Below are 26,415 nucleotides of genomic sequence, written 5' to 3'. Positions count from 1 at the left end.
GTCAATGCCACTGGCTGCAAGATTGGAAAAACATTTCGGCAAGAACCGTGAAAACCAGCCCGACGACAAATCCGCAGCCGATCAGCGCGCTGCACAGTGCAAGGAAGCGCTTACGACTCACCTCCTCATCAGCGCGCGACGGCTTCTCGGACGACTCTATGTTCGAACGCTCCTCATTGAGCTGCTTTTGCTTGCGCGTTAGGAATACGAAGCCGTACACGGCGAGTGCCGCGCATATGGCCGCGACGGCGAAGGCAGCGATCGACGTTCCATACAACCATCCATCGAGATTCGGATAGACAGGTTTGACGCGCGGGATCGATCCAGCCGAGCAGGCTTGGGCGGAGATCGTCTCGGAGACCATCACTTGAAGCAACCATGCGCCGGGCGCGAAGAAAAAGCCCGCACCCGCGCATAGGCCAAGCCGGCGCTTCTCGCTTTGGGTGAGCGCAGACTTCTCCTCGGGAACGAGCGTTTGCATCAGTGGCCTCGCATCCAGAACGGCGTCACATACAACGACGTGAAGATGAATAGCCACACGACGTCGACGAAGTGCCAATAGAGCCCGCCGATGCGCATCGGTGCGTTGCGTTCTGCGTCGAAATACCCTAACGCAATCCAGACCGCGAGCAAAATAAGGATGACCAGTCCGACTGCGACGTGGGCCATATGAAAGCCCGTGATGGTGAAGTAGAGGGAGCCGTAGAGATGAGCGGTAATGCCGTACGGATGGTCGTGCCACTCCTTCCACTGCATGCCAGCGAACGTCACGCCCAGCGCAATAGCGACCAACATCCAGCCGAAAGCCGGCCATCGCTTACTTCGCTTGAGCGTTCGCTCGGACAGCCACGCGAACACGCTGCTCAAGATGAGTGTGCCGGTGCTCAGCGCGCCTGTGCCGATTTTCGGCATGCCCTCCGGCGGCCATGGGAGAGTCGTCTGTGACTGTGAGTAGAAGTAGCAGAAGATCAAGTAACCGAAAAGACTCGCTTCCGTTGCGACGAGTGCCAGCACGCCCCACCATCCACCCGAGTGCTCGCCTGCACTTCCGACCGGCAGGGCATCCTTGCTTCTGCCGGTGTTCGCGGGAACGGTCTGCGCTGGTCCGGGAGGCTCGCGCTGCGCGAGCGCGCGCCGCGGCCACATCCACGCGATGAGCGTTGCGCCTGCCGCCGCGAGAGCCACCACGGTGAAAGACGGCGAGCGCAGCAACACGCCGACGAAAACAAGCGCGCCAAAGAGTCCGAGAAAGAATGGCGACCAGGCATCCTCGGGCATCTTGAGAATGACATCGGGGCTGCCGCTGAAAGGGTGTACTCCAAGCGCCTCGCGCCCTCGGTGAAGCAAGTATCCTGATGAAAGACTCGAGTGCCGCCCCTTCGGCTGCAGGCGATCCTCCCACATCGGATGCCGCGATTCGATCACCGGCAATACCGCAAAGTTGTAGGGCGCCGGAGGCGACTCGGTCGACCATTCGAGCCCAGGCGCGTCCCACGGGTTCTTGGGCGCTTCACGTCCGCGGCGTGCCGAGACGAGCGCGTTCACCACAAAGAGAAGAACGCCTAACGCAAAAATAAAGGAACCGATCGTCGTAATCAGGTTCGACGTATCCCACCCCATGCCTTCAGGATAGGTGTAGATGCGCCGAGGCATGCCGAGCAAACCCGAGATGTGCATCGGGAAAAAGCCAAGATTGAACCCCACGAGGATGATCCAGAACGCGATCTTGCCCCACCGTTCATTCATCATCCGTCCGGTGAATTTTGGAAACCAGTAGGTGATTCCGCCGAAGACGGGAAAAACGTTGATACCGAGCAGCACATAATGCAGATGCGCGACGACAAAGTAGGTATCGGTAAGTTGCCAGTCGAGCGGCACTGCGGCCGTCATCACGCCGGAGACGCCGCCGATGACGAACATCAGCACAAAACTCGCGAAATAGAGGAACGGTACGGCGAAGACAGGACGTCCAGTCCAGATCGTCGCGACCCATGCAAACACGGCGACCGCGCTCGGAATCGAAATGAGCAAGCTTGCTGCGCCAAAGAAGGCCAGTGCCAGGGGCGTGATCCCGGTTGCGAACATGTGATGGATCCACACTTCGAAACCAACGATCATCGTACCGACAGTCGCCATTGCCACCGCCGCATAAGCGACGAGGGGACGACGGCAAAACGTCGGCAGGGCATCCGAGACGATGCCCATAGCTGGCAGCACGACGACGTAGACCCACGGATGCGCGAACATCCAGAACAAGTGCTGCCAGAGCAGTGGCCGGCCGTCGCTCGCCACGTCGAAGAAATGTGTACCGATATTGCGGTCCATCCACAGCAGCAGGAACGCGAGACTCACCGACGGCACTGCAAAAAGATTCGCGAACGAAATAGTCAGCGTGCCCCAGACGATAATCGGCAGCCGGTCAACCGACATGCCGACCGCGCGCATGCGGAAAAGGGTGACCACGAAATTCACTGCTCCAACGGTCGTCGATATACCGAGCAGCACCATACCGAGCGAATAGACGTCGATATTTATTCCACGGCTGTACTCCAGTGATGAAAGTGGCACATAGTTGAACCAGCCGGCGTTGGGCGCCTCCCCGAACGGAAAACTGCCGTAGAGGAAGATCCCGGCAAAGAGAAAGACCCAATACGAAAGCGCGTTCAGACGGGGAAACGCCATGTCGCGGGAGCCCAACATGAGCGGCCAAAGGAAATTCGAGAAGCCGCTGAGCACCGGAAGCGCATAGAGGAAAATCATCGTGACGCCGTGCATCGTGAAAAGCTCGGCGAACTGGCCAGGCGTCACCAGTGATTGGTTCGGCTGCGCAAGCTGCAAACGCATAACAAGCGCTTCAAGTCCGCCCAGCAAAAGAAACAGGAACGCTGTCACTATGTAGCGCAAGCCGATCTTTTTATGATCGACCGTTGTAATGAAACCGCGCCAACCCGAATCGCCTTCCCAGATTTCACGCAGGCGCTTCTCGGCCTCCGACCCCTGTGGGACGCTGCCAAACTCAGGCTCACGTCGGAACGCGACCCGATGGGCCTGCGCAGCGCTTCGATCACCGATGGCGGCCATCGTCTATTCCTTACTTGAGAGTGGCGACGTAGGCCGACAAATCGCCGGCTTCAACGGGCGAGAGCTTCATGTCGGGCATTAGCGTGCCGGGCTTGATTTCCTGAGCGTGCTGAATCCAATCGATCAGGTTCTCTGGTGTATTGACGACGCTTCCTGCCGCTATCAGCCGACGCGACAACACGTGGGTGAGATCCGGCGCCTGAACCCCGGTCGCCTTGCTTCCGCGTACCGTGTGGCATCCCGCGCAGCGTTCTTCGAAGAGCTTCCTTCCTCGGATCGCCTGGGCTGTCGACGGTGCAGGTGCTGCGGCCATCTGCGCGGCGTACCACCGGTCGTAATCAGCCTGCGTCTGTGCGTACACCTCGAACGCCATATGCGCATGCTGTACGCCGCAGTACTGCGTGCATTGGCCGCGGAAGATGCCCGGGTGGTCCGCCTGGATCCACTGGCGGTTCGTCGTTCCAGGAATCGTCTGCGTTTTACCCGCCAGTTCCGGCACCCAGAAAGCGTGAATCACGTCGGCGCTTTTCAGCAACACGAGCACGGGCACGCCTGACGGGATGTGCAACTCGTTGGCGGTTGAGAAGTGGCTCTCCCCGTCCCCATAGTCGACTTTCCACCACCAGTCGTACGCGGTGACCGTCACAGTCAAACCCGGCGTCTTCGAAGGGTCGGCGACCGCCGCGAGCACAGAAAGCATATACACAGCGATGCCAAAGAGCGCGATGGTGGAGAGCACCGAGCCAACGTAGACCAAACGCAGCCCTCCTTCCGAGACGAGCGCTCGCGCGTCCTGCGGCTTCCTGCGTCGAAACATGCCGATGAGAAGCATTCCGGCGATGATGACGCACACGAGCAGGCATATGATCGTAAGCGTCCAACCGAGATAAACGACTGGTTGTGCGGCGGGCCCCTTGCTGCGCAGAAAATACGCGAGCGGCGTGGACGCAGCCGTCAGCGATTCAGCCTCACGCGGCGACGCGCCGGCGGCTAGAGCACCTAGATGAAAGAGCGCAGTGGCGAGGAAGGCTCCAACCTGCACAACCGACGCGAGAACACGGCGCACTGACACCACGCTATCTCCCAAGAACGCCCGGATCAAAAAAGCCGAAATGCTTGAGCACTCTCGCTGCGCTACGTTGGCTTGAATGATGTTGCTTCGGCGTGCGCTGCCTAGAGCAACGCTTATTCCTATCCTCGACAGCCGCAGCAAACCACCGCGCGCCTCCACGAAAGCCATTGCAAGGATATGTATCACATTGTGATATTTTTTCAAACGTTTGAAAAGTTTTCTACGGTCTGCTCGAGCTGATCGTCGGACTGGAACTGGCGGCAGTTCAGACAGATCCTGAACGAGCACGATGGAACGCCGGTGATGAACGATCGACGTGAAGGTACACGGCCTGTCATGTCGATGAAAAAAGATGTGGAGCGACTCTCGCGCTTTCACTATTTATTTTGAACGCTGCTGCGTTACTCGGAAGGGATAACGCAGTTCGTCCGGATCACGCCGCTTCAATACTCCCGGCTCGTTCATGTGCACGGCATGTCGGGACGCTCCTGGGCGACGGACGGGAGCTCGCTGAGCGTCTGCAGGGCCGCCTCTAATGGCACCGGTGCATGGGTCTCTCGCTGCGAGCGCGCGCAACCCGTCGTGCGTAAGGTCGGCAACAAAGATCGCCGGCATGCGCAGGTGCATCTCACCCGTAAGGGCGAGCGGTGCCTGTATAAGCTCGCCGCCCTACATCTGGACCACGTCAGCGAGTTCGAGCGGATTCGCAGAGACCTAACCGTAAACCTCATGCAGACGAACCGTTAGCCAGTCCCACAGCGCGGCACGGTCATTGCATCACGTTGTGATATATCGACTATAACCATAGTCACCACCCCCCTCGCTGCAACCCTTGGAGCAAACCATGTCCACCACTGTCGGCGATTTCTTGGTCGACCGCTTGCACGCATGGGGCGTGCGCCGCGTCTTTGGCTATCCGGGAGATGGCATCAACGGCATCCTCGGGGCGTTGAACCGCGCAGAAGGCAAGATCGAATTCATTCAGACGCGGCATGAGGAAATGGCTGCCTTCATGGCTTCAGCGCACGCGAAGTTCACTGGCGAGCTCGGCGTGTGTCTGGCGACATCAGGACCGGGTGCAGCCCACCTCCTCGCAGGCCTTTACGATGCGCGACTGGATCATATGCCTGTGCTTGCCATCGCCGGTCAACAAGCTCGGGCGTCACTCGGTGGCCATTATCAACAGGAAGTCGACCTTCAGTCGATGTTCAAGGACGTTGCGGGCGCTTTCATCCAACAAGCAAGTGTGCCCGCGCAGGTTCGTCATCTTGTTGATCGGGCTATCCGCACTGCGCTAGGCGAGCGAAAAGTCGCGGCACTCGTGTTCCCGAATGATTTGCAGGAACTCAAATACGAGCCACCGCCGCGAAAGCACGGAACCCTGCATTCGGGGGTAGGTTATCGCGCGCCCAAGACGATCCCCTACGCAGATGATCTGCAACGCGCCGCAGAAGTCCTCAACGCTGGCAAGAAGGTGGCAATCCTGGTCGGCGCGGGCGCATTGCGGGCGACCGATGAAGTGATCGCGGTCGCGGAGAAACTTGGCGCAGGCGTCGCAAAAGCGCTACTGGGCAAAGCCGCGCTGCCCGACGATCTGCCTTACGTGACCGGCTCAATTGGTCTGCTCGGGACGGAGCCGAGCTATAAGCTGATGACCGAATGTGACACGTTGCTGATGATTGGCTCGGGCTTTCCCTACTCGGAGTTCCTCCCGAAGGAAGGCGCGGCGCGCGGGGTACAGATCGACATCAAGGCGGACATGCTGTCAATACGCTATCCGATGGAGGTCAATCTTGTCGGCGATAGCGCGGAGACGTTGCGCGCGCTGTTGCCGTTGCTCGAACAGAAGACGGACCGAGCATGGCGGGAGGGTATCGAAGGATGGATGACTGAGTGGTGGAAGAAACTTAAGAAGCGTGCGCTGGCGTCGGGAACGACCGGCGTCAACCCGCAGCGCACGGTTTGGGAGCTATCGCCGCGCGTGCCGCCCAACGCCATCGTAACCAGTGACTCTGGATCATGCGCAAACTGGTACGCACGCGATCTCAAAGTCAAGCGCGGCATGATGTGTTCGCTCTCCGGGGGGCTCGCGTCCATGGGCGCGGCCGTCCCCTATGCGATCTCGGCAAAATTCGCACACCCTGAGCGGCCGGTCATCGCACTGGTCGGTGACGGCGCGATGCAAATGAACAATATGGCGGAACTCATCACGGTCGCGAAGTACTGGAAGCGATGGTCCGATCCGCGCTGGATATGCATGGTGCTTCACAATGATGACCTGAATCAGGTTACATGGGAACAACGCGTGATGAACGGCGACCCGAAGTTCGAGGCGTCGCAAGACATTCCGTCGGTGCCATACCACCGCTTTGCTGAATTGATCGGGCTGCGGGGTCTCTATGTCGACAACGCCGAGCGCATGGGCGCAGCGTGGGATGAAGCGTTGGGTTCAGACCGCCCCGTTGTGATCGAGGTGAAATCGGATCCCAACATTCCACCGCTGCCACCGCACATTACCCTGCAGCAGGCCAAAGCGTTCGCCACGACGCTCTTCGAAGGGGATCCGGACGAAGGCAACATCATCGTTGATACCGCGAAACAGGTGCTGGGTGCGGTGCTTCCCGGGCATAAGGACAAGTAACCGGGGCTTCGCCATGCACCTCACAAAACGGGAGGCGCCGGTCGAAGCGATTCGGGCCCGCGCCTACACCATCCCGACAGACCAGCCGGAAGCCGATGGTACTTTCGCCTGGCAATCCACGACGCTTGTCGTCGTGGAAGTCACCGCGGCCGGCAAGATCGGCATCGGCTACACGTATAACGACGCGACCACGGCCGCCTTCATCGAATCGACGCTCGCCTCGACGCTCGTCGGCGAAGACGCATGGAACGTCGACGCCCTTTGGATACGCATGCAGCAGCGCGTGCGCAACATCGGCCGCTCAGGTATTGCGGCATGCGCGATTTCGGCGCTCGACTGCGCACTGTGGGACGTGAAGGCCCGGCTGCTCGACATGCCACTCGCCCGTCTGTTAGGCGCCGTTCGCAGCGAAGTGCCACTTTACGGCAGCGGCGGCTTCACGACCTATACCGACGACCAGATTCGCGATCAGCTCGCTGACTGGGTGCACGAAGCCGGCTGCCGCTGGGTCAAAATCAAGGTTGGCACGCAGCCATCGCGTGATCCGCACCGCGTATCCGTCGCGCGCGAAGCCATTGGGGACGGCGCCGGGCTCTTCATCGACGCAAACGGGGCTCTGGATCGGAAGCAAGCGCTTTTCTATGCCGAGCGGTTCGCGCAATACGGCGTCGAGTGGTTCGAAGAACCGGTGTCATCGGACGATACTGGCGGGCTTGCATCATTGCGCGACGCGCTGCCCGTGCATATGGAGCTAGCCGCAGGCGAATACAGCTACACGCTCGATGACTCGCTCCGATTGCTTGCCAGTAATGCCGTGGATGTGCTTCAGGTCGATGTCACGCGATGCGGTGGCATCACCGGCTTTCTACGGGCGGCGACGCTTTGCGATGCGTTCCATGTGCCGCTCTCAGCGCACTGTGCGCCCGCGTTGCATTTACACGTGGCCTGCGCCGCGCCGCGTCTTCGGCATCAGGAATGGTTCCACGACCACGTGCGCATCGAATCGATACTTTTTGATGGTGCACCGCGCGCGCGCGACGGCGCCATCTCGCCGGACTGGTCAAGGCCCGGTTGCGGTCTTGACTTCAAGCATGCGGACGCACATCGGTATGCGGCGTGAGATAAGGGAAACATCGAACCGAACGAATCGAGACATGACGCAAACCAGAACATTCGATATCGCCATCGGCTGCGGGATCGCTGCGGCGGGACTTGCGCTCGCGCGGCTTGGCGGACAGAAGGCGCAGCGCTCGCCGGTACAGACACACATCAGTACGGCGCGCACGTTCCACCGCAGCTCGGCGCTACTCGCGCTTTCCGTGCTCACGGACAGCGCAATGGAGCACTATCGCGGCTCCTTCGACAATCCCGCGATGTACACGCCGCTCATCGTCTCCACACTATCGCTCTTCGCCGGCCTCCACGGTGGCTCCGATCGTGAGCCGGCGCGTCATCCGGTGCGCAATGCGGTCTATGTCGGCGCGGCGCTCGCCGGTATCGCCGGGACGGGGTTTCATCTGTACAACATTACGAAGCGCCCCGGTGGATGGAGCTGGCACAACCTCTTCTATGCGGCGCCGATCGGCGCGCCGATGGCGTTGCTGCTCTCCGGCGCGCTCGGCGCGGTATCCGAACGGCTGCGCGACGAACCCGCACATGAGCCGCGTCTTTTCGGCATGCCGGCGGGACAGGCGCTCGCGCTCGTCACGAGCGCCGGACTACTCGGCACGCTCGGCGAAGTCGCGCTGCTGCACTTCCGCGGCGCGTTCCAGAACCCGGCCATGTACGCGCCGATCGTCATCCCGCCGGTCGCATCGGCGCTGCTCGTCGATGCCGCGCTCGCCCGTCCGCGCGAACACGGGTTCACGCGGCTCTGGCTGCGCGTGACGACGGCGCTCGGGTTCATCGGTGTCGGCTTTCATGCACGCGGCGTGGCGCGCGCGCGTGGCGGATGGCGCAACTGGAGCCAGAATCTGTTCAACGGACCGCCGCTGCCCGCACCGCCGAGTTTTTCAGCGCTCGCACTCGCGGGACTCGCGGCGCTGCGTCTTCGGGAGACCGAGAAGAAATGAAGCACCTGCCCCGCTATCCCGGCTATGACGTGATGACCAAGCGCGACACCCCGTCATGGGACGAGGTCACGCGAAATGTCATCGACGAACGGCTTGCGACGCCGAAGGATCCCCGCTTCTTCGATGCAGGCGAGTGGCGAGCACTCTGCGCACTGTGCGCGTGCATCGTGCCACAGGATCAGCAAAGGCCCGCCGTGCCCGTCGCCGCCCTCGTCGACGCACGTCTCGAGAAGAACACCGGCGACGGCTATCGCGATGCGCGTCTGCCGCCCATGCGCGATGCGTGGCGCATCGGCCTTCGCGCGATGGATGCGGAGAGCCGTGCGCGTCATGAACTGCCGTTCGGGAGCATAGACGATGATGCGCGCCATGCGCTTCTCCTCGATATGCAGCAAGGCAAGCTCGACCACGCCGAATGGAAAGGCATGCCGCCTTCGCTCTTCTTCGCGGAGCGCGTGCTGCACGACATCTGCGGGTTGTACTACGCGCATCCGCATGTGTGGAGCGAGATCGGCTTCGCCGGGCCGGCCAATCCGCGCGGCTACGTGCGCATGGTTGCGAACAGGCGCGACCCTTGGGAAGCCGCCGAAGCGAAACCCGGCCATGAGGAAGCCGCGCAGAAGGAGAATCGCCGTGTCCGCTGATTCGCCGAACGACGCCCAACATGTCCCGCGCGGCAAGAACGGACGCGCGCCCGACGTAATCCATCCCGGCGCATGGATTCCGATGCGCGAGTATCCACAAGACGAAGCGGTGGACTTTGCGATTGTCGGCACGGGCGCGGGCGGCGGCACGCTTGCCTGCCGTCTCGCGGAAAAAGGCTTCAAGGTCGTCGCGTTCGATGCCGGCGCGTGGTGGCGTCCGCTCGAGGAGTTCGCATCCGACGAGACGCATCAGGGCAAGCTCTTCTGGACTGACGAGCGCATTTGCGACGGCGACAATCCGCTCAAGCTCGGCAACAACAACAGCGGCAAGGCAGTCGGCGGGAGCACCGTGCACTTCGCGATGGTCTCGCTGCGCTTTCGGCCGGAATGGCTCAAGTCGCGCACGCTGCTCGGCTACGGCGCGGACTGGCCGATCGACTGGCGCGAGATGTGGCGCTACTACGGCGAAGTCGAAGAAGCGCTCAAGATCGCCGGGCCGGTCAACTATCCGTGGGGGCCAAAGCGGCCGCGCTATCCGTATCGCGCGCATGAGCTGAACGCGGCGGCGCTCGTGCTGGCGCGAGGCTGCGAAGCGCTCGGCATCGACTGGTCTCCAACGCCGCTCGCAACCGTCTCCGCGCCGCGCGGCGAGGCGCATCCGTGCGTCTATCGCGGCTTCTGCGTCTCCGGCTGTGCCACCAACGCGAAGCAAAGCGCGCTCGTCACCTGGATACCGCGCGCGGTTCGCGCCGGCGCGGAGATTCGCGACCTCGCGATGGTGGGCCGCATCGTCATGGGCGACGATGGGCGCACGACCGGCGTCGAATACTTCCGCGAAGGACGCTGGCAGTTCCAGCGCGCGCGCAACGTCGTGGTCGCGGGATATGCGATCGAAACGCCGCGCCTGTTGCTCAACTCGGCGACAGACCGCTTTCCCGATGGCCTCGCCAATCGCTCCGGTCTCGTCGGCAAGAATCTGATGGTGCAGACCAATCAGGCCGCGTGGGGCACGATGGACGAAGAAGTGCGCTGGTACAAGGGGCCGCCGTCGCTTGCGCTGACCGAGCACTGGAATTACGAGGACAAGGGCAAGGACTTCTTCGGCGGCTATTGCTACATGAGCCAGGGACCGCTGCCGGTGGCGTGGGCATCGACGCAAAACGGGCGAGGTCTGTGGGGGCAGCAGCTACTCGATGAGATGCGGAAGTACAACCATCAGGCGGGGCTGAAGATCGTGGGCGAGACCATGCCGCAAGAGCGCAACCGCGTGACGCTCGCCGACGAGAAAGATCAGTACGGTCTGCCCGTCGCGCGCGTGACTTATTCGCTGTGCGATAACGACAAGCGGCTCGTCGCGCATTCGCTCGACTTCATGAGCCTCGCGCTCGAAGCAGCCGGCGCGCGCGATGTCTGGCGCGAAACCGACGACACGTGTCACCTCAACGGCACCGCGCGCATGGGCGACGACCCCGTGACGAGCGTCGTCAACGCCGATTGCCGAAGCTGGGACATCGACAACTTGTGGATTTGCGACGGCTCCGTCTTTCCAACGGTCGGCGGCGTGAATCCTTCGCTGACCATACAGGCGATCGCGCTGCGCACCGCCGACCGCATCGAGGCGCTCGCCGCGCGCGGAGATCTCCGATGAGCGAGACACGAAAAATTGCGGTCATCACCGGCGCGGGCGCGGGTGTCGGGCGCGCGGCTGCCGATGAATTCGCGCGCCACGGCTATGACGTCGCGCTGTTGTCGCGCGATGCTGAACGGCTCACGCGCGCCGCTGCCCAAATCGAGTCGGGCTTCGCCGTGCGCGCGCTCGCCATTCCGACCGATGTCGCCGATGCGCGCGCCATCGACGCGGCGGCATCGCAAGTGGAAGACACGCTTGGGCCCATCGATGTCTGGGTCAACGTCGCGATGGCCACCGCGTTCGCGCCCGTCTCCGCGCTCACCGCCGAGGAGATCGAGCGCGGCACGCGCGTCACGTATCTCGGTCAGGTCCACGGCATGATGTCGGCGCTCTCGCGCATGCGTACGCGCAATCGCGGGACCATCGTCAATGTGGGCTCGGCGCTGGCGTATCGCTCAGTGCCGCTGCAATCCGTGTATTGCGGCGCGAAGTTCGCCATTCGCGGCTTCACGGACTCGCTGCGCTCCGAACTGATCCACGACAAGCTGAATGTCCATCTCCCGATGGTCGAGCTTCCCGCGATGAACACGCCGCAGTTCGACTGGGCGATGAACAAGATGGGCAAGCGCGCCCGGCCCGTCGCGCCGATTTTTCAGCCGGAAGTCGCCGCCCGCGCGATCTTTTTCGCGGCGACCCATCGCAGGCGCGAGGTGTGGCTCGGCTTCTCGACCGTGAAGGCGATTCTCGCGAATCGCATCGCGCCCGCGCTCATCGACCGATATCTGGCGCATGCGGGCTATGCAGGCCAGCTCACCGACGAGCCGCTCGAACGCAATGCCGCCGGCAACCTGTTCGATCCCGTGCCCGGCGACTTCGGCGCGCACGGCCGGTTCGACGACGAAGCGCGAGAGCATAGCTGGGAGCTGTTCACCGACCGCCATCGCTCGATTTTTTGGGCACTCGCGGGCATCGGCGCAGTGGGCTTGCTGCGCCTTGCCGCCAAACGGCGGAGCTGAGCGCAATGAGCCGCCCCATAGAGGACTATGCGCTCATTGGCGACGGCAATACAGCTGCACTCGTCAGCCGCGACGGTTCCATCGACTGGCTATGCTGGCCGCGCTTCGACGGCGACGCGTGCTTCGCGGCGCTTCTCGGCACTTCCGATAACGGCTGCTGGACGATCGCACCGGCCGCGCGCATCGTGCGCAAGACGCGTTCTTATCGGCATGACACCCTGGTCCTCGAATCCGACTTCGAAGTCGATGGCGGCGCAGCACGCGTGACCGACTTCATGCCCATCGGCGACGGCCCGAGTGCGGTCGTGCGGATCGTGACGGGCTTGCGCGGCGTTGTCGAGATGCGCTCGGAGCTGCGACTGCGCTTCAACTACGGCGAGATTGAGCCGCTGATCGAACGCATCGATGGCGCGATGCACGCGCGCACCGGGCCGGATCGCGTGGTGTTGCGAGCAAACGTCGAAATAAAGGTATGCGACGGAGCGATGCTCGCTGCGTTCAACGTCGCGCCGGCCGAATCGGTGGCGTTCACAATGAGCTACGGCCACACGCATGACCCGGAGCCGAAGGCATTCGACGCCCTGGCCGCGCTGCGCTCGACGCAACGCTTCTGGCGGGACTGGATCGCCAGATTCGACGACAGCCGCACTGCGTGGCCAGCGGCGGTCCGCCGGTCGCTGCTGACGCTCAAGGCGCTCATCCATCGCCGCACCGGCGCGATCGTCGCCGCGTCGACGACATCGCTGCCCGAAGCGCCGGGCGGGCGGCTCAACTGGGACTATCGCTATGCGTGGCTGCGCGATACCAGCTTTGCGATGGTCGCGCTGCTCAACGCCGGGTATCACGAAGAAGCGGGAGCCTGGCGCGACTGGCTATTGCGCACCATCGGGTCCGCGCCGGAGCGCAGCCGGATCATGTATCGGGTGGACGGCGGGCGTCACTTGCGCGAGTGGAGCGTCGACTGGCTGCCGGGGCATCGGTATGCGAAGCCCGTGCGAGTCGGCAATGCAGCGGCGCATCAGCATCAACTCGACGTGCTAGGGGAAGTGATCGACTGCCTCGACGTCGCGCGGCGCGGCGGACTGACACGCGCCGATCAGGAGGACCTGATTGAAACCCGCATCGTCGAGCATCTCGAGAAAGTGTGGCGTTTGCCGGGCGCGGGCATTTGGGAATCGCGTGGTGAGCCGCGGCACTACACTTATTCGCGCGTGATGGTCTGGGTGGCGCTGGACCGATTCCTAAAGCATCACGGCGCGCCAAGCGCCCTTTCGCCGGTCGTCGAACGGACGGCTTGGCTACGCGATTGCATCCGTGAGGAAGTGTTTCGCGAAGGCTGGAACGAGGGGCTCGGCAGTTTCACGCAGTACTACGGCGGCGAAGAAATCGATGCGAGCCTCCTGCTGATGCCGCTCGTCGGCTTCCTCCCATCCGACCACCCGCGCATGGCATCGACCATCGAGCGCATCCGCCGGGAACTGAGCGAAAACGGACTCATTCGACGCAGCAAGAAGAACCCATGTGGGCCTAGCGAGGGGACGTTCCTCGCCTGTTCTTGCTGGATGGCCGACTGTCTGAACCTGCAGGGGCGCACCGAGGAGGCGCGGCAACAGTTTGAACGCGTGCTCGCCACCGCCAACGACGTTGGGCTGCTCTCCGAACAGTACAACGCGCAGCGACGCGAACTAGCCGGCAATTTCCCCCAGGCGCTCAGCCATCTCGCTATTGTCAACACGGCGCTCGGCCTGAGTGGACCGACATTGCAACGTGGCGGCGGGTAACCTACCTTGCCTTATGGCGAGCCACATGGTTTAGGGGGCCAATCATGGATATGCATGCGCCGACCGTCAGCTACGTCGTGCGCTTCACGGCCGCGGTCGGCAGTCTAAAGAGCGGGGCCGATGTCGAACTGCGCGGGTTTCACGCTCGCCTCGCGGGCCTTCGACCCGCGTCTGCTGTGGGACGCGGCCGGGAGCGCTCCATGAGAAACACGCGGCTGCAGCGCACCAGAGCGGCCGTGCGCCGCAGCGCATGGCCGGGGTGGATCTGGGCCGTGCCGATCGCGGCTATCGGCGTAACGGGATGGCTCGGCATCCGCGCGCTGGTGCCGTTGGGCTGCGCCGCTCGCGCAACTCATGCGGGCCACGCTCGCGCGCGATTTGCAAACGCGGCTTCCCGATGGCGCGCTGATCTTTCCTGACACGCCGGCGCCAAAAGGAACGCGTGCGCTCGTCGTCACGGTGATCGATGTCGACATCCCTGCGCAGGGAGAACTGACGCTGCAGGCGACGTGGGCCGTGGCGCAGCGTACGTCGGATGTCGTTGGAACTACCGGGCACGCGTCACTGCACGCGTCCCATGCAGGCGATGACGCCGCGGGCATAGCCGCCGCTCTGAGTCGCGCGTTGGGCGATCTGGCCGACCAAATCGTGTCGTCTCTCGCGCGACGCTAGCGGTCAGAACGAATGCCGCATACGAGGGCCTGAACGGATCGATAGCCCACGAGCCAAGAACTAGAGCGTTCTCCAATGCGATCAGGACACACGCGCCCAAGCGGCAAGAATCTGCATCTGGCATTCGCCGTGACCTTGTGCGCAAAGGCGGCTTTCGCGCTTCCCGAACTGATCGCTGGCGCAGCCACCCTTTTCATGTCTCGACAATCGCTCGTGGCGTTTGTCGTCTGGTTGACTTGTGATGAATTCGCCGACGATCCTCACGATGTCATCGCCGGCTTCCTCCTTCGCAGCGCGCAGCATCTGTCAGTCGGAACACAGAGTTTTGCGGCGGCCTACCTTCTCGGACATGGCGTCATCAAGCTGTGGCTCATAGCCGGCTTGCTGCAGAGCAAGCTCTGGTATTTCCCGGTGGCTCTCGCTCTCTTTGCCTCGTTCGTCGCATTTCAGGTCTATCGATTCACGATCACTCACTCCATCTGGCTGCTGATCCTGTCGGCAGTGGATATCGTCGTCATCGCACTGACGTGGTTCGAATATCGGACGCTACGAATGAGCAGTAAGCGGAGCCGACGACACTGACCATGCGACGCCCGCGCAGTTCGACGGGAACGCGCCGCCACTACGCGCGAACGTAGCTTTTCCAGCGGGACGCCGGCTGAGTACTGCCACTCGCCGAGTGGCGAGGGGGTCTGGGCGCGCACTCCCAGCGGCGTGCTTTTCTTTGCGTCGACCGGCGAGGGCATCGGAGCGAATCTTCTGCAAGGGCGGAACTGGCGCAAAAGCGCGGCGCTTGTCTACGCTCTCGGCCGGCGCGCTCAGAACGATCCTTCGCGGTTAAACGGGCTTGGCAACATCAACCCTGCTCCCGAGATGAAGCTTGCCGCCGATTACGTCGTATCGAAGGAATTCCCGCTTGTTTTTCGCGCCGCTTTCACGAGAAGCTTCGGTGGCGCTAACCGCTGGATCGCGGATGTCGGCGCCTACATGGCGATGCCGGGCAGCACCGAGTCTTTCTTCTGGTTTGCAGGCCCTTCCGTCTCTCTCGCGGACTTCAGCTACATGAACGGTTGGTTCGGTGTCAATGCGGCACAAGCCGCGGCATCCGCCTATCGCAAGTATGAAGCGAGCGCCGGACTGAAATCTGCCGGTTTCGGCATCACTCTCGTTTGGTACTTGAACAGGCACTGGTTCATGACCGCCGACGGAACGTTCAAACGTCTGCTTGGCACGGCTGCAAGCAGTCCCATCACACAGAGCAAGATAGAGGGGGGATGCAATATGTCGATCAGTTACGAGTTTTGAAGCCTTGCTCCAACGTTGCTCTTAAGATTATGTGCGTCACTCGACTCATTGGTCGACGCGGTCGACAAGATTCGCACCGCTGTTCGACGAACGTAAATCGCTCCGAGCTTCTTGCGCAAGCCTCTCGTAATGCTTCCGAAAATGGGCGAGTTCCTTCTGATCGAGTTGCTCCAGGTCGAGCAACGCGTTGTGCGCAGTGTCGATCGCCCGGATGATCTCGTCGAGCTTGATTTGCATGGCCGCCGTGTCCCGGTTCTGGGTATTCTGGATCAGGAATACCATGAGGAAGGTAACGATCGTCGTGGACGTGTTGATCACCAGTTGCCAGGTATCACTAAAGTGAAACAAAGGCCCCGACGCGCCCCAGATGACCACGAGGCCTGCAGCCGTCACAAACGTCCACGAGCGCCCGGCCAGTCTAGCGAGCGAATTAGAGAAGGCAAGAAACCAAGATGTTTTCATCTCTAGTCTCCGCGAGCCGACCGCCCAGAAGGTTCCTTTACCATGCGTGGCGATCGGATCGGACGCACAGTAAAGGATCAGTCACTGCCGAATGCAACCGTGGTCAACAACGCCAGCTCTGATTGCCGAGAATCGAGGCGCGTATGCTGAATAACCACGGGTACATCCGACTCGAAGTAGCTCGCATATTCGGTCCCAGTCGGTATTCTCTCCGGTTCCTGAAGATCGTTGAAGCGCATATGCAACGTCCGCTTGGCAGGCACCGTGATGTGGTAGGGGCCGGCTGGAGCACGATCCTTGAAGAACACGGTGAACTCGATATGCGCGTCTTCCTCGCCCGCGTTAAGGATGCACGCGGCCTCGTGGCTCTGCAGGTCAGGTCCGTCGCCGTTGCTGTAAGGCGGTAGATAGCCTTCGGCGATCGCCCAACGGTTCTTCCCTATCGTACTCATGCGTCCTCCGGAGTTTCATCGCGCGCGTCGCCAAGACGGCTTGCTGCCGGCCTGCACTTTTACACGCCATCGATCGTCTTGTGCATCAACATGTTCAAGCAAAAACCGCTCCTTCTTTCACCCTTCGCATACATCACACTATGATGAATCTTTAGGTAAAGCATGAAGTGGGGAGGGGTCATGTTGATCAACAACCAGTTCGAGATGGGATATCTCGTCGTCATGTTCTCGCTGCTAGGAATCATCTTTATCGGGGCGCTATTCGCCACGCTGCACCTTGAACGATGGCATCCGCGGCTGGTGGGGGCAGTGCTGGGCGCGTTGATTGGTGTTGCGCTGATTGAAGCGGTGCCAATTGTCTCGTAAGAGCGTGCTTCGTCGAAGAGCGCTGATTGAGAGCGATTCGATGGCAGAAACGAAAGCGCTAACTCCTGGTTAACCGCCGAGCCGTTAGGAATTTCGGTTTATTGAGCGCGTTCCTCGATGCGTTTTTCGACCTCTTTCGGTCGCTAGCGGCGCCATGAGGCTTCTGTACTCAAACGTCGGCATTTTTAACCAGGTCGACAAGCTTCCGATCGCCAGGCTTGTTGCGCCCGCGTGACGCAAGTGTTGCAACTCGCTTTTTCCTGCTTGGTTGTCGCGCCAGCCGAGCGATACTTTCAAGAGTGTGGCGGACCTGGAATCTGCTCGCATTGCACGTCAGCAGCCTGGCGGACTGCTAATCTTCACGGCGTCGCCGCCAGGATTGCTACTGCCCGCACTAGTAAAGTCGCTCTCAGGCCTGAGCTGTGGTTCAGGCTTATGTAACGCGAACAGCCGGTCTTTGCTTTCGCGCCGCGTCGCGCACGAGGCGCAGTCCTGCGCTCGCCCTCTCAGTCAAGAATGGAAAGGTGCCAGACGGATGGGTCCGACGACTGTGCGCAAAGGCCGACGCCTGCGATGAATCGATGCAACGTCGCTTGCTCGGTCTGCAGCCGCACAGGTGATCTTTAATTAGTGATCCTAATTAGAATGCTCTAATTAGGTTTATGTAAAATGCACTTTGCTTGACGGCGTTATGTCAAGCCTCGTGTCGCCGATACATGCTTGTTTGCGCTCAACCAGCCTGACACCGCGGCGCGCATCTCAGTCGCGCTGACGCTCTTACATTTCAATCCGGACTGTTCACGAACACTGGTGACGAGAGTTCCATTCAAAAGCTAAAAAATATTGGATACCTTTTCAGGGCTGAGAAATCGAAACTCGTAACCGCTACCGCCGTTGCGGTGGATTGAGCCCGCACAGGGGTAAGGAAAGTGCGCAGGTATTATCGTAGTCTCTGTGTCAGCGTGTTCTTCGAAGAACGCTCGTCTGGATTGACGAGACTGCTGAGGATCAACGCAAAACCTAGTGCTCCAGTCGGGGTTCTCACATTGAAGCAGGGTGTGGAATAGATCGCCAGAAATGACCGCGCGTCGGCCCTCGCTTTCAATGCAAACTCCGACGTGACCTGGAGTGTGTCCTGGCAGGGGAATCAAGCGGATCGATGAATTGATGACGTGTCCATGTTCAATGATATCGGCCTGTCCCGCCTCGAAGATCGGAAAAATGCTATCTCCGATGTAGTCTCCCGTCCGTTCCAGCGGGGACTTTGCCGAATCACTTGTCCAGAAATCCAACTCCTCTTTAACGAAGAGGTAGCGCGCCCCAGGAAACGTGGGCCGCCACCTCCCGTCTTCGAAGTACGTATTGCACCCGACATGGTCAACGTGCAGATGAGTGGCCAGCACGAAATCAACATCGTGGACGCTGACGCCAGCTGCGTGAAGTCTATCAAGCCAGCCGAATCCGGCGTGATTGAACTCGGGTCGCGCTCTTTGCTTGCAGTCGCCAACACACGTGTCCACCAGTAGCCTTATACCGTCGCTTTCTATGAGGAAAGCCTGTATGGCGATGACAAGCCGACCGCTGTGGGCGTCGTATAGGTTGCGATGAGCCGACGTATTGGATGACGCCATCGATTGCTCTGTGGCGTCGGGATAGAGTTCCTGCCATCGCAACAGGGGTCCCACTGACTCGGCGATTATAGTGATCTTGACAGTGCCGATTTGCAATTGGTACGCGAGGGGCTGATGCTGATGGCAGGCCAGTAGTCTTTGCATGATCACGCAGCGGAAAAGTGTTGAAGTAGGTCAAGGCCACGGTGTGACGGTGCGATAAAGACCGTGGGCGGCAATGACGCCGCCACGACGATCACCCTGCTTTACTTATGCCGACGCTTGACCCACGGCTTGCTCGGACCTGCTCTTAAGCAGATCCAAAGCGACATCGACAATCATGTCTTCCTGACCGCCCACCATTTTTCGCCTGCCTAGCTCAACTAAAATATCGACGGTCTTCAGACCGTATTTGTTGGCCGCAAATTCCGCATGACGCAAGAAGCTGGAGTAAACGCCAGCATAGCCGAGCGCAAGCGTTTCGCGGTCGACACGTACCGGCCGGTCCTGCAGCGGACGGACGAGATCGTCGGCAGCGTCCATGAGTCGGTACAAGTCGCATCCATGATTCCAGCCTTGCCGCTGAGCCGCCGCAATGAAAACTTCAAGCGGCGCATTGCCCGCACCCGCACCCATGCCTGCCAGGCTTGCATCGACGCGGTCGCACCCCTCTTCCACTGCAACCAGCGAATTCGCCACGCCGAGGCTCAGATTGTGATGAGCATGCATGCCAGTTTGAGTATCTGCGCTCAGAGCGTCCTTGAATGCGCGAAACCGATCTCGTACATCGTTCATGCCCAGCGCACCGCCAGAATCAACAACGTACACACACGTCGCGCCGAAACTTTCCATCAGCTTCGCCTGTTCGGCAAGCTTCTCGGGCGTAGTCATATGGCTCATCATGAGAAAGCCGACTGCGTCCATCCCAAGCTTCCGCGCAAATTCGAGGTGCTGGCGGGATACATCGGCTTCCGTGCAATGGGTCGCCACGCGTACCACCCGTGCACCTGCATCGAAGGCATGGCGCAGATCGTGCGTAGTGCCGATGCCTGGGATCAGCAGCGTGGCAATTTTCGCGGTCTTGACGCTTTCGGCTGCGGCGGCGATCCATTCGACGTCGCTGTGAGCGCCGAATCCATAGTTGAAACTTGATCCTTCCATACCGTCGCCGTGGGCAACCTCGATGCTGTCGACCCCAGCAGCATCGAGCGCCGCAGCGATCGCTTTTACGTGGGCAACGCTGTATTGGTGACGGATCGCATGACTGCCATCGCGCAGCGTAACGTCGGAAATGTAGAGTCTTTTGTCAGTTGAGGTCATTGCGTCGTCTCCTTGTAAGCCCGCGCGATGCCGGCGGCGATCCGGCGCTGTGCCATCATGTCACCGCAGGCGAGTGCCGCTGACGTCATGATGTCGAGATTGCCTGCATACGAAGGAAGATAGTGAGCAGCGCCTTCCACCTCGAGAAACACTGATGTCCTCAGGCCGTGCCTTAATCCAAGGCCCGGCACGTTGAGCGGCATGTCAGGCGAGATCACGTCAAACTGCACCGACTGCTTAAGGCGGTATCCCGGAACGTACTCCTGTACTTTTTGGACCATCTCGGTGATGCTTGCCTCAATAGCTTCCGGATCCGCCTTTTCCGACAGTACAAAAACGGTGTCGCGCATCACCAATGGCGGCTCCGCCGGATTGAGTACGATGATCGCTTTACCGCGTGCGGCACCGCCCAACTTTTCGATTGCGGCGCGCGTCGTCTCGGTAAATTCGTCAATATTTGCGCGTGTGCCTGGCCCCGCAGATTGGCTGGAAATCGAAGCTACGATCTCCGCGTAGTGGATCTTCGCAACACGAGAGACCGCGGCGACGATCGGAATGGTGGCCTGGCCGCCGCACGTGACCATATTCATATTCGTCGCGTTCTCGTCCTCAAGATTGATCGCCGGAATCACATACGGGCCAATCGCGGCAGGAGTCAGGTCGATTACCTGAATGCCATGATCCTGCAGGATGTCATTGTGGTGCCTGTGCGCGCTTGCTGACGTCGCATCAAATACGATGTCAATTTCCTTGAACACATCGAGTCTCAGCAGACCCTCGATGCCCTCTGCGGTCGTCGCCACCTCCATTCGTGCAGCACGAGCCAGGCCTTCTGACCTGGGATCGACGCCGACCATAGCACCCATCTGCAAGTGTTTGCTGTTGCGCATTACCTTTATCATGAGGTCCGTTCCGATATTGCCCGGCCCAATGATGGCGACTTTCACCTTGTCGTTCATGTGTGACTCCAAATGTAACTTCCGGACAGCGTCGATCACCGTCCATCCTCAGTGCCGCCCTCGAAGACGCTACCGCTGCGCCGCCCGGTCATCGAGTAACTTCAGTTGTCGAGCACTTGCGCCCCCGCTTGCGGAATCAGGCGTCCCGGTTCGGCTGCCGCAGATCTAATTAGCGCTTTGGTCGGCGCTCGGCGGGTTCTAGAATTCGCATAACCAGAATGGGGGCGTCGCCTCACTCCTTGGTTTCGAAACTTGCGCCGCCCAGCTGTTCCATGTCGACCGATACATGCTGTCCGGGTTTGATCCATTCCGCGGGAGTCGCACCGCCGGCCATCACAACCCATCCTGCCTGCAGCGGCTCGCCCGCTTGAGCGGAAACACGCGCCGCGGCTACCAGTGAGCGCAGGGGATGGCCCAGCAAAGCAGCGGTTGATCCGACTTGTACGACGCGTCCATCGATGTTTAGGGTGAGCCCAAGGTTGGAAAAGTCGATGTGTGGGTCGCGCCAGGCACCGATTACGAAGCCGCTAGATGATGCGTTGTCCGCAATCACTTCGGGTAGCGAAAACTTGAAGTCTTTGTATCGCGAGTCGATGATCTCCAGCGCAGGAGCGATAGCCTCCACTGCGGCCAACGCTTGCGGGCCCGTGACATCGCCCGGAAGCGATTGCTTCAGAATAAACGCGATTTCCGGCTCAACGCGCGGATGCACAAACCGCGAGAGATCGATTTCCGTGCCCTCTTCGATCTGCATATCAGCCGTCAATCGCCCCCAGATTACATCGGACAAGCCCATCTGAACCATTTTGGCACGGCTGGTGAAGCCCATCTTTACACCTACGCGCCGATGGCCGCGTTCGACGCGCCGTTGAATCGAGGCGGCCTGGATGGAATACGCCATATCGAGCGACAGACGTCCTCCCGGGTCGAACTGCGAGACTTCTGTCGCATTCAGTGCCGCCTCATCGAGCAGCATCGCATATTCAATAGCATTGCTCATTGATGTGCCTTCTTCAGGTCATGATCGAAAACTGCGCGCACAGAGCCGAGGCCGTTTATGCGTGCCTCGAAGACGTCGCCGGGCGTGACGCCGACCATGGGCCCCAGCGCGCCTGACAGGACCAGATCGCCCGCCTTTAGCGGCGTGCCAAGCGCGGCCATCGTTCGGGCAAGCCAAACAACCCCATTAAGAGGGTTGCCCAGGCATGCGGCTCCTGCACCTACCGAAACGAGACTGCCCCGCCGTTCCATCGACATCCCGCAAAGACGCAAATCGAAACTTGAGAGTTTGCGCGGAGTGCTGCCCAGCACGTACGCGCAAGACGATGCGTTGTCAGCGATCGTGTCGGTGATGCGGATGTTCCAGTCGGCGATGCGGCTACCGACGATTTCGAGTGCGGGCAGGGCGTACTCGATTGCATTCAGAACCTCGTGGTGGCCCGGATTCGGCATTGCAATATCGTGACCCATGACGAAAGCGATCTCCGCCTCGATCCTCGGTTGGTGGAGAATCGCAGCGGGAATCGGTTCCCCATCGCCATAACCCATGTGGTCAAACAACATGCCAAAGTCCGGCTGGTCGACCCCGAGCTGCTTTTGCACAGTCAACGAAGTCAAGCCAATCTTGCACCCGACGAGCCGTCGACCATCGGCAAGTTGATGATCCGTATTGATACGCTGAATCGCGTAAGCGTCCTCGATGCCCAATTGCTCATATGTCTCACGCAATGGGGCGATATATCTACCTCTCGCTGCTGCATCGCGCAGCGCGGCCGCAGCCTGTTGAGTGTCCATAAGCTCTCTCATCTCTTTAATAGTCGACCACGGATGTGATATCGGTGACGCAGTACACCGCTAGAAGAACATGCGTTCAAGCGCCGCACCAGGATCCTCGGCTCGAATCAATGCTTCACCGACGAGAAAATTGTCGACTCCGATCGAACGAAGCTTTTCCACATCGTTCCGAGTCCGAATGCCCGACTCAGAAATCACAGTTCGGTCGTCGGGAATCAAGTGCCGAATCGCGGTGGTTGTGGCAATCGAAGTCTCGAATGTTGCAAGGTTGCGGTTATTCACACCGATGAGAGGTCTCTTCAGCACAAGGCCCTTCTCTAACTCCGCAGCGTTGTGGACCTCCACGATCACCGCCATTCCAAGTTCGGACGCAACAGCTTCGAACTCCCTCATCGCCCGGACATCGAGCATCGCCGCGATGAGCAGGATGCAGTCCGCACCCATCGCACGCGCCTCCCAAACCTGGTAAGCGTCCACGATGAAGTCCTTCCTGAGCACTGGAAGGCGAGTGACCGAGCGCGCGGCGCGAAGATCTGATGCGCTTCCACAGAAGAATGATCGATCCGTGAGCACCGACAAGCATGCCGCTCCCGCTCGCTCGTATGAGCGTGCAATACTCTCGGGATCGAAATCCGGCCGCAAAATGCCTTGCGCCGGGCTGGCCTTTTTCACTTCTGCGATCACCCCAGGCAGACCATCGCTGTTTTTTGCGTGCAGCGCAGCAGTGAAATCTCTGGCATCTTGCGTCGTCGCGACTTTCTTCAGTTCGGCCAACGGCATGCGCTCCGCAGCCAGCCAGACCTCTCGGGTCTTGAGTCGAACAATCCTTTCCAGAATGGTGCTCATACCGTCATCCAAAGCGTTGTTTCTTTCAATTCCACATCCTGCACGGTGCTAAACCAAGCGGAGAGGTAGAGGTGGTTCGTAATCAACCTGACTGGTTCAGCCATCAACACCTGTGCGGTTTGAATGGCGCCGATCGGCGCCGAGTCTGCGCCAAGGCCCCTTTCGCCCCCGTTAAAACTTGTGGCGAATCCCTGCCACTACAGCCGTTTGTTGTTTCGTACTCGACGGAGCCGACAAGAACAGGACGGCCTGCGCGTTGGAACCAGACGCGCGAATATAGTTGGCGTAGGCGAAAACATCCGTTCTCTTTGAAAGGAAGTACTCCAAACTTACCTGCGCTTGATTCCAGTGCGGGTTCGATGAGATGCCCCCGTAACTGCCGTGGGTATAAAGATAGGCTGCCGACACGAAAAAGGCCGGGGCCACCTTGTAAACACCGACCAAGCTGAGGTTGTCAAGATGCAAACTTGTGTTGTCGAGATAGTTGTACCGGACGTCCGAAACGAGGCCTCCCAAGTTGAGTTTTTCAAAGTCATACTCCGCCCCACCGGCGATCACGCGCTGATTGCGCACGCCCACCGAGGCGCTCAGAGGACTGGTATGAAATAACACGAAGGGCGCGCCCGCATAGTCGTCCGTAACCGCGCCGTTGGGATTCGCAGTCCCGGGATGGTCAATATCGAGATAGACGAGCGAGTATCGTTGATTCGTGAGGGCATAATTGATCCCCGCGCTGAAGGCGCGGTTTTGCTGAAAGCTCCCTGCTTTGTTGCTGAACGCATATAGCGACTCAAACCCGAATCCACCCCATACCGGGCTTGCGTACTTCACGGAGTTGCTGTATCGAAAGTTGCCTTCGATGTTGTCGTTGCTGCCGACGCTGACGCCGAGGCCTGGTCCCATGGCTTGGGGTTCGATACGGTCCAGATAGTCCCACAGCATGTCGTACTGTCGACCGACCGTGAGCGTCCCGTAGGTCGAACTCGACAAGCCGACGAATGCCTGGCGGCCAAACATTCGCCCGCCTTGCCCAAGCTTGCCACTATTGCTGTCAAAGCCGTTCTCCAGAGTCGCCACCGCGGTAAGGCCACCGCCGAGATCCTCTCCTATCTTGAACCCTAGGCGATTGTTCTGGTTGGCGCCGCTGATCATCGCCCAATTGCTGTGCCCCGCCTGATTGCTAAAGTAACCCAGGCCGTTCGAAATAATCCCGTACAAGGTTACGGAACTCTGAGCGAACGCGGTCGCAGATGCAAGCAAGGAAACGCAAAGTACACCTAATTTCAGCCTCATGGCGATGCCTGTTGGTTGATGTGGTTGATGCTCTGCACACGAAAAGGAACTTCGCGGTTGAAGAAAGCGTTACCGTTCCAAGCGCGACGTCCGAGATACCACCCGCTGCACTTGCGTTCAGATCGGCTTTCCTGCGCTCGACTCCCAGTTCCTCATCAACTCGTTGCTTGGCAGGGTCTCATCGATCATCTTCTTCGCAGTCTGAATTCCGGCGATCGGGAGTCCCGTGGGATCCAGAACACCGATCTGTACCAGGACCGAGGCTTGATCCCAGTAGATATGTTCGTTATACAACTTGTCGCCCCGGAAGCAGATCACGGCGAGCATCGGAATCTCGATGTACTTGCCGGTTGGCGCCAGCCCTGGAAGCATCCAGTCAATCTCACGATCGTGGGTTGCACAGAAAATGAATTCGTCGACAATGCGGTCCGCACCGATGGTGCGCGAGACCGGAATAAAGTGAGTGTCGACTGGATTGGCGTGAACGAAGTGATACTTATAGAACCGTTTGAGATCCTTGTAGCCGACCCCGCCCGTCATGGTCGGCACGTGATTAACGTAGGGCGCCGAAACCATGGTCGGCAAGATCGAATCGACATCGCGCGAGTCGAACTCGTGGTAGCAGTGCAGTTCCCACAGCGAATTCAGGTCATAGATCGGTCCGAGCACTTTACGCAACAGCGCGATGGTTCGCGAATAAGCCATCATTGCTGCCGGCTTGTCGAAGTGCTCACGTTGCGGAGTCGCGAAAGCGTGGTCACACCCTGGATACACGTATTGCTCGACCGCAGGTAGTGCAGAAAGTGCTGACTGGATCGTCTCGCGTGTTGCCTCAGGGCACAGAGCGTCATCACCAGCAAAATGAAACACCATCGGGCATCGGATCGACGGTACATCTTTTAAGTATGCGTCGAGCCCCACACCGTAGTAACTCACGGCGCAGTCGATTTCCGTGCGAGCAGCGGCCAGCATCGCGAGTTTGCCGCCCAGGCAATAGCCTACCGCGCCGACTTTCCCAACGTGTTGGTCGAGCGAGCGGAGAGTCTTGATCGTCGACGCGATATCGGTTACAGCCAGATCAACGTCGAACTCGTCATTATATCGCAGCGCCGTGGCAAAGTCCTCGCCGGTGTACCCCAGATTGACGCCGCGCTTCATGCGCCAGAACAGGTCGGGCACCAGCACCACATAACCTTCCTCGGCGAATCGATCGGCCATGTCCTTCATATAGGCGTTGATGCCGAAGATTTCCTGCAACAGGATCAAGCCCGGCCCGGACCCTTGCCGGGGCCGCGCGAGGTACGCGGAAAAGGCTTGGGCGTTGCCCGCGTCAATGTCAATGTATTCACCGTTCATGATCTTCGTCCTTTACTCAATGCAACGTTATTGCGGGTTCGGG

At 60.1% G+C, this 26,415-nt stretch carries 23 protein-coding genes and 2 pseudogenes; 11 read left to right on the top strand and 14 right to left on the bottom strand.

Going from position 1 to position 26,415, the window contains the following annotated elements; translation table 11 throughout:
* Position 1: 1 nt before the first annotated feature.
* From AWB70_RS20990 to coxB, 3 genes are read right to left on the bottom strand one after another with little or no spacing between them, the layout of a single operon-like run.
* Positions 2–481: a hypothetical protein gene (locus tag AWB70_RS20990; RefSeq protein WP_053572464.1), complete on the bottom strand. Its 480-nt coding sequence runs from the start codon at positions 479–481 to the stop codon at positions 2–4.
* Positions 481–3,081, bottom strand: coding sequence for a cytochrome c oxidase subunit I (gene ctaD, locus AWB70_RS20985; protein ID WP_053572463.1), 2,601 nt, complete (start codon positions 3,079–3,081; stop codon positions 481–483). Before ctaD ends, AWB70_RS20990 begins: the two co-directional genes overlap by 1 nt.
* A 10-nt stretch (positions 3,082–3,091) precedes the next feature.
* On the bottom strand, positions 3,092–4,147 hold the full coding sequence (gene coxB, locus AWB70_RS20980; protein ID WP_053572604.1) for a cytochrome c oxidase subunit II: 1,056 nt from the start codon (positions 4,145–4,147) through the stop codon (positions 3,092–3,094).
* Positions 4,148–4,997: 850 nt separating this feature from the next.
* Between coxB and AWB70_RS20970 the strand changes: the two genes are divergently transcribed.
* The 9 genes from AWB70_RS20970 to AWB70_RS20925 all read left to right on the top strand — a co-directional run bounded on the left by AWB70_RS20970 (position 4,998) and on the right by AWB70_RS20925 (position 15,191).
* Complete coding sequence (locus AWB70_RS20970; protein WP_053572462.1) at positions 4,998–6,794, top strand: thiamine pyrophosphate-requiring protein; 1,797 nt, start codon at positions 4,998–5,000, stop codon at positions 6,792–6,794.
* A gap of 13 nt (positions 6,795–6,807) precedes the next feature.
* A complete protein-coding gene (locus AWB70_RS20965; RefSeq protein ID WP_053572461.1) occupies positions 6,808–7,914 on the top strand; it encodes an enolase C-terminal domain-like protein in 1,107 nt (368 codons plus the stop codon).
* A gap of 34 nt (positions 7,915–7,948) precedes the next feature.
* Entirely contained in the window at positions 7,949–8,866 is a 918-nt protein-coding gene (locus tag AWB70_RS20960) for a hypothetical protein (RefSeq protein WP_053572460.1), read from the top strand.
* On the top strand, positions 8,863–9,510 hold the full coding sequence (locus AWB70_RS20955) for a gluconate 2-dehydrogenase subunit 3 family protein (RefSeq protein ID WP_053572459.1): 648 nt from the start codon (positions 8,863–8,865) through the stop codon (positions 9,508–9,510). Before AWB70_RS20960 ends, AWB70_RS20955 begins: the two co-directional genes overlap by 4 nt.
* On the top strand, positions 9,500–11,158 hold the full coding sequence (locus tag AWB70_RS20950) for a GMC family oxidoreductase (protein WP_374730248.1): 1,659 nt from the start codon (positions 9,500–9,502) through the stop codon (positions 11,156–11,158). The genes AWB70_RS20955 and AWB70_RS20950 overlap by 11 nt, the downstream gene beginning before the upstream one ends.
* Positions 11,155–12,156 (top strand): SDR family oxidoreductase, encoded by a 1,002-nt coding sequence (locus AWB70_RS20945; RefSeq protein WP_053572457.1) that lies wholly within the window; start codon positions 11,155–11,157, stop codon positions 12,154–12,156. Before AWB70_RS20950 ends, AWB70_RS20945 begins: the two co-directional genes overlap by 4 nt.
* A 5-nt stretch (positions 12,157–12,161) precedes the next feature.
* Positions 12,162–13,937 (top strand): glycoside hydrolase family 15 protein, encoded by a 1,776-nt coding sequence (locus AWB70_RS20940; RefSeq protein ID WP_053572456.1) that lies wholly within the window; start codon positions 12,162–12,164, stop codon positions 13,935–13,937.
* Positions 13,938–14,291: 354 nt separating this feature from the next.
* On the top strand, positions 14,292–14,609 hold the full coding sequence (locus tag AWB70_RS20930; protein ID WP_053572455.1) for an ABC-type transport auxiliary lipoprotein family protein: 318 nt from the start codon (positions 14,292–14,294) through the stop codon (positions 14,607–14,609).
* A gap of 75 nt (positions 14,610–14,684) precedes the next feature.
* Positions 14,685–15,191: a DUF2127 domain-containing protein gene (locus AWB70_RS20925; RefSeq protein WP_053572454.1), complete on the top strand. Its 507-nt coding sequence runs from the start codon at positions 14,685–14,687 to the stop codon at positions 15,189–15,191.
* 53 nt (positions 15,192–15,244) lie between these two features.
* Here the strand turns inward: AWB70_RS20925 and AWB70_RS38370 are convergent.
* Positions 15,245–15,355, bottom strand: a pseudogene (locus AWB70_RS38370) (MipA/OmpV family protein); the annotation flags it as partial.
* Between AWB70_RS38370 and AWB70_RS20920 the strand changes: the two are divergent.
* A pseudogene (locus AWB70_RS20920) lies at positions 15,327–15,914 on the top strand (MipA/OmpV family protein); the annotation flags it as partial. The pseudogenes AWB70_RS38370 and AWB70_RS20920 overlap by 29 nt on opposite strands.
* A 45-nt stretch (positions 15,915–15,959) precedes the next feature.
* Here AWB70_RS20920 and AWB70_RS20915 read toward each other — a convergent pair.
* Together AWB70_RS20915 and AWB70_RS20910 are read right to left on the bottom strand one after the other, a co-directional pair.
* A complete protein-coding gene (locus AWB70_RS20915) occupies positions 15,960–16,376 on the bottom strand; it encodes a low affinity iron permease family protein (RefSeq protein ID WP_053572453.1) in 417 nt (138 codons plus the stop codon).
* A 77-nt stretch (positions 16,377–16,453) separates the two neighbouring features.
* Complete coding sequence (locus AWB70_RS20910; RefSeq protein ID WP_053572452.1) at positions 16,454–16,828, bottom strand: sensory rhodopsin transducer; 375 nt, start codon at positions 16,826–16,828, stop codon at positions 16,454–16,456.
* A gap of 180 nt (positions 16,829–17,008) precedes the next feature.
* On the opposite strand from AWB70_RS20910, the gene AWB70_RS20905 reads away from it, so the two are divergent.
* The gene (locus AWB70_RS20905; RefSeq protein WP_053572451.1) at positions 17,009–17,194 is read left to right on the top strand and encodes a hypothetical protein; all 186 of its coding nucleotides are present in this window, start codon (positions 17,009–17,011) and stop codon (positions 17,192–17,194) included.
* An 833-nt stretch (positions 17,195–18,027) separates the two neighbouring features.
* Here the strand turns inward: AWB70_RS20905 and AWB70_RS20900 are convergent.
* From AWB70_RS20900 to AWB70_RS20865, 8 genes are all read right to left on the bottom strand, one after another.
* Positions 18,028–18,825, bottom strand: a complete 798-nt coding sequence (locus tag AWB70_RS20900) for an MBL fold metallo-hydrolase (RefSeq protein ID WP_235024307.1) — start codon at positions 18,823–18,825, stop codon at positions 18,028–18,030.
* 249 nt (positions 18,826–19,074) lie between these two features.
* Complete coding sequence (gene dmpG, locus AWB70_RS20895) at positions 19,075–20,124, bottom strand: 4-hydroxy-2-oxovalerate aldolase (RefSeq protein WP_053572449.1); 1,050 nt, start codon at positions 20,122–20,124, stop codon at positions 19,075–19,077.
* Positions 20,121–21,083, bottom strand: a complete 963-nt coding sequence (locus AWB70_RS20890; protein WP_053572448.1) for an acetaldehyde dehydrogenase (acetylating) — start codon at positions 21,081–21,083, stop codon at positions 20,121–20,123. The genes dmpG and AWB70_RS20890 overlap by 4 nt, the downstream gene beginning before the upstream one ends.
* A gap of 232 nt (positions 21,084–21,315) precedes the next feature.
* A complete protein-coding gene (locus AWB70_RS20885; RefSeq protein ID WP_053572447.1) occupies positions 21,316–22,083 on the bottom strand; it encodes a 2-keto-4-pentenoate hydratase in 768 nt (255 codons plus the stop codon).
* Positions 22,080–22,877 carry a 2-keto-4-pentenoate hydratase gene (gene mhpD / locus AWB70_RS20880; protein ID WP_053572446.1) on the bottom strand — a complete coding sequence of 266 codons (798 nt, stop codon included), beginning with the start codon at positions 22,875–22,877 and terminating at the stop codon, positions 22,080–22,082. Before mhpD ends, AWB70_RS20885 begins: the two co-directional genes overlap by 4 nt.
* A gap of 60 nt (positions 22,878–22,937) precedes the next feature.
* On the bottom strand, positions 22,938–23,723 hold the full coding sequence (gene trpC / locus AWB70_RS20875) for an indole-3-glycerol phosphate synthase TrpC (RefSeq protein WP_053572445.1): 786 nt from the start codon (positions 23,721–23,723) through the stop codon (positions 22,938–22,940).
* Positions 23,724–23,894: 171 nt separating this feature from the next.
* Positions 23,895–25,016 (bottom strand): porin, encoded by a 1,122-nt coding sequence (locus AWB70_RS20870; RefSeq protein ID WP_053572444.1) that lies wholly within the window; start codon positions 25,014–25,016, stop codon positions 23,895–23,897.
* 117 nt (positions 25,017–25,133) lie between these two features.
* Positions 25,134–26,372, bottom strand: a complete 1,239-nt coding sequence (locus AWB70_RS20865; RefSeq protein ID WP_053572443.1) for a dienelactone hydrolase family protein — start codon at positions 26,370–26,372, stop codon at positions 25,134–25,136.
* Positions 26,373–26,415 lie beyond the last annotated feature (43 nt).

Origin of the sequence: Caballeronia cordobensis (assembly GCF_001544575.2) — a bacterium.
Taxonomy (GTDB): Bacteria; Pseudomonadota; Gammaproteobacteria; order Burkholderiales; family Burkholderiaceae; genus Caballeronia; species Caballeronia cordobensis.
This window is presented reverse-complemented; position numbering and strand designations above follow the sequence as displayed.

What these genes read in the sequence shown, in the direction of transcription:
- AWB70_RS20990 (WP_053572464.1), bottom strand. Translation starts at nt 481, where the DNA reads ATGCAAACGCTCGTTCCCGAGGAGAAGTCTGCGCTCACCCAAAGCGAG.
- ctaD (WP_053572463.1), bottom strand. Translation starts at nt 3,081, where the DNA reads ATGGCCGCCATCGGTGATCGAAGCGCTGCGCAGGCCCATCGGGTCGCG.
- AWB70_RS20970 (WP_053572462.1), top strand. Translation starts at nt 4,998, where the DNA reads ATGTCCACCACTGTCGGCGATTTCTTGGTCGACCGCTTGCACGCATGG.
- AWB70_RS20965 (WP_053572461.1), top strand. Translation starts at nt 6,808, where the DNA reads ATGCACCTCACAAAACGGGAGGCGCCGGTCGAAGCGATTCGGGCCCGC.
- AWB70_RS20960 (WP_053572460.1), top strand. Translation starts at nt 7,949, where the DNA reads ATGACGCAAACCAGAACATTCGATATCGCCATCGGCTGCGGGATCGCT.
- AWB70_RS20955 (WP_053572459.1), top strand. Translation starts at nt 8,863, where the DNA reads ATGAAGCACCTGCCCCGCTATCCCGGCTATGACGTGATGACCAAGCGC.
- AWB70_RS20945 (WP_053572457.1), top strand. Translation starts at nt 11,155, where the DNA reads ATGAGCGAGACACGAAAAATTGCGGTCATCACCGGCGCGGGCGCGGGT.
- AWB70_RS20940 (WP_053572456.1), top strand. Translation starts at nt 12,162, where the DNA reads ATGAGCCGCCCCATAGAGGACTATGCGCTCATTGGCGACGGCAATACA.
- AWB70_RS20930 (WP_053572455.1), top strand. Translation starts at nt 14,292, where the DNA reads ATGCGGGCCACGCTCGCGCGCGATTTGCAAACGCGGCTTCCCGATGGC.
- AWB70_RS20925 (WP_053572454.1), top strand. Translation starts at nt 14,685, where the DNA reads ATGCGATCAGGACACACGCGCCCAAGCGGCAAGAATCTGCATCTGGCA.
- AWB70_RS20915 (WP_053572453.1), bottom strand. Translation starts at nt 16,376, where the DNA reads ATGAAAACATCTTGGTTTCTTGCCTTCTCTAATTCGCTCGCTAGACTG.
- AWB70_RS20910 (WP_053572452.1), bottom strand. Translation starts at nt 16,828, where the DNA reads ATGAGTACGATAGGGAAGAACCGTTGGGCGATCGCCGAAGGCTATCTA.
- AWB70_RS20905 (WP_053572451.1), top strand. Translation starts at nt 17,009, where the DNA reads ATGTTGATCAACAACCAGTTCGAGATGGGATATCTCGTCGTCATGTTC.
- AWB70_RS20900 (WP_235024307.1), bottom strand. Translation starts at nt 18,825, where the DNA reads ATGGCGTCATCCAATACGTCGGCTCATCGCAACCTATACGACGCCCAC.
- dmpG (WP_053572449.1), bottom strand. Translation starts at nt 20,124, where the DNA reads ATGACCTCAACTGACAAAAGACTCTACATTTCCGACGTTACGCTGCGC.
- AWB70_RS20890 (WP_053572448.1), bottom strand. Translation starts at nt 21,083, where the DNA reads ATGAACGACAAGGTGAAAGTCGCCATCATTGGGCCGGGCAATATCGGA.
- AWB70_RS20885 (WP_053572447.1), bottom strand. Translation starts at nt 22,083, where the DNA reads ATGAGCAATGCTATTGAATATGCGATGCTGCTCGATGAGGCGGCACTG.
- mhpD (WP_053572446.1), bottom strand. Translation starts at nt 22,877, where the DNA reads ATGGACACTCAACAGGCTGCGGCCGCGCTGCGCGATGCAGCAGCGAGA.
- trpC (WP_053572445.1), bottom strand. Translation starts at nt 23,723, where the DNA reads ATGAGCACCATTCTGGAAAGGATTGTTCGACTCAAGACCCGAGAGGTC.
- AWB70_RS20870 (WP_053572444.1), bottom strand. Translation starts at nt 25,016, where the DNA reads ATGAGGCTGAAATTAGGTGTACTTTGCGTTTCCTTGCTTGCATCTGCG.
- AWB70_RS20865 (WP_053572443.1), bottom strand. Translation starts at nt 26,372, where the DNA reads ATGAACGGTGAATACATTGACATTGACGCGGGCAACGCCCAAGCCTTT.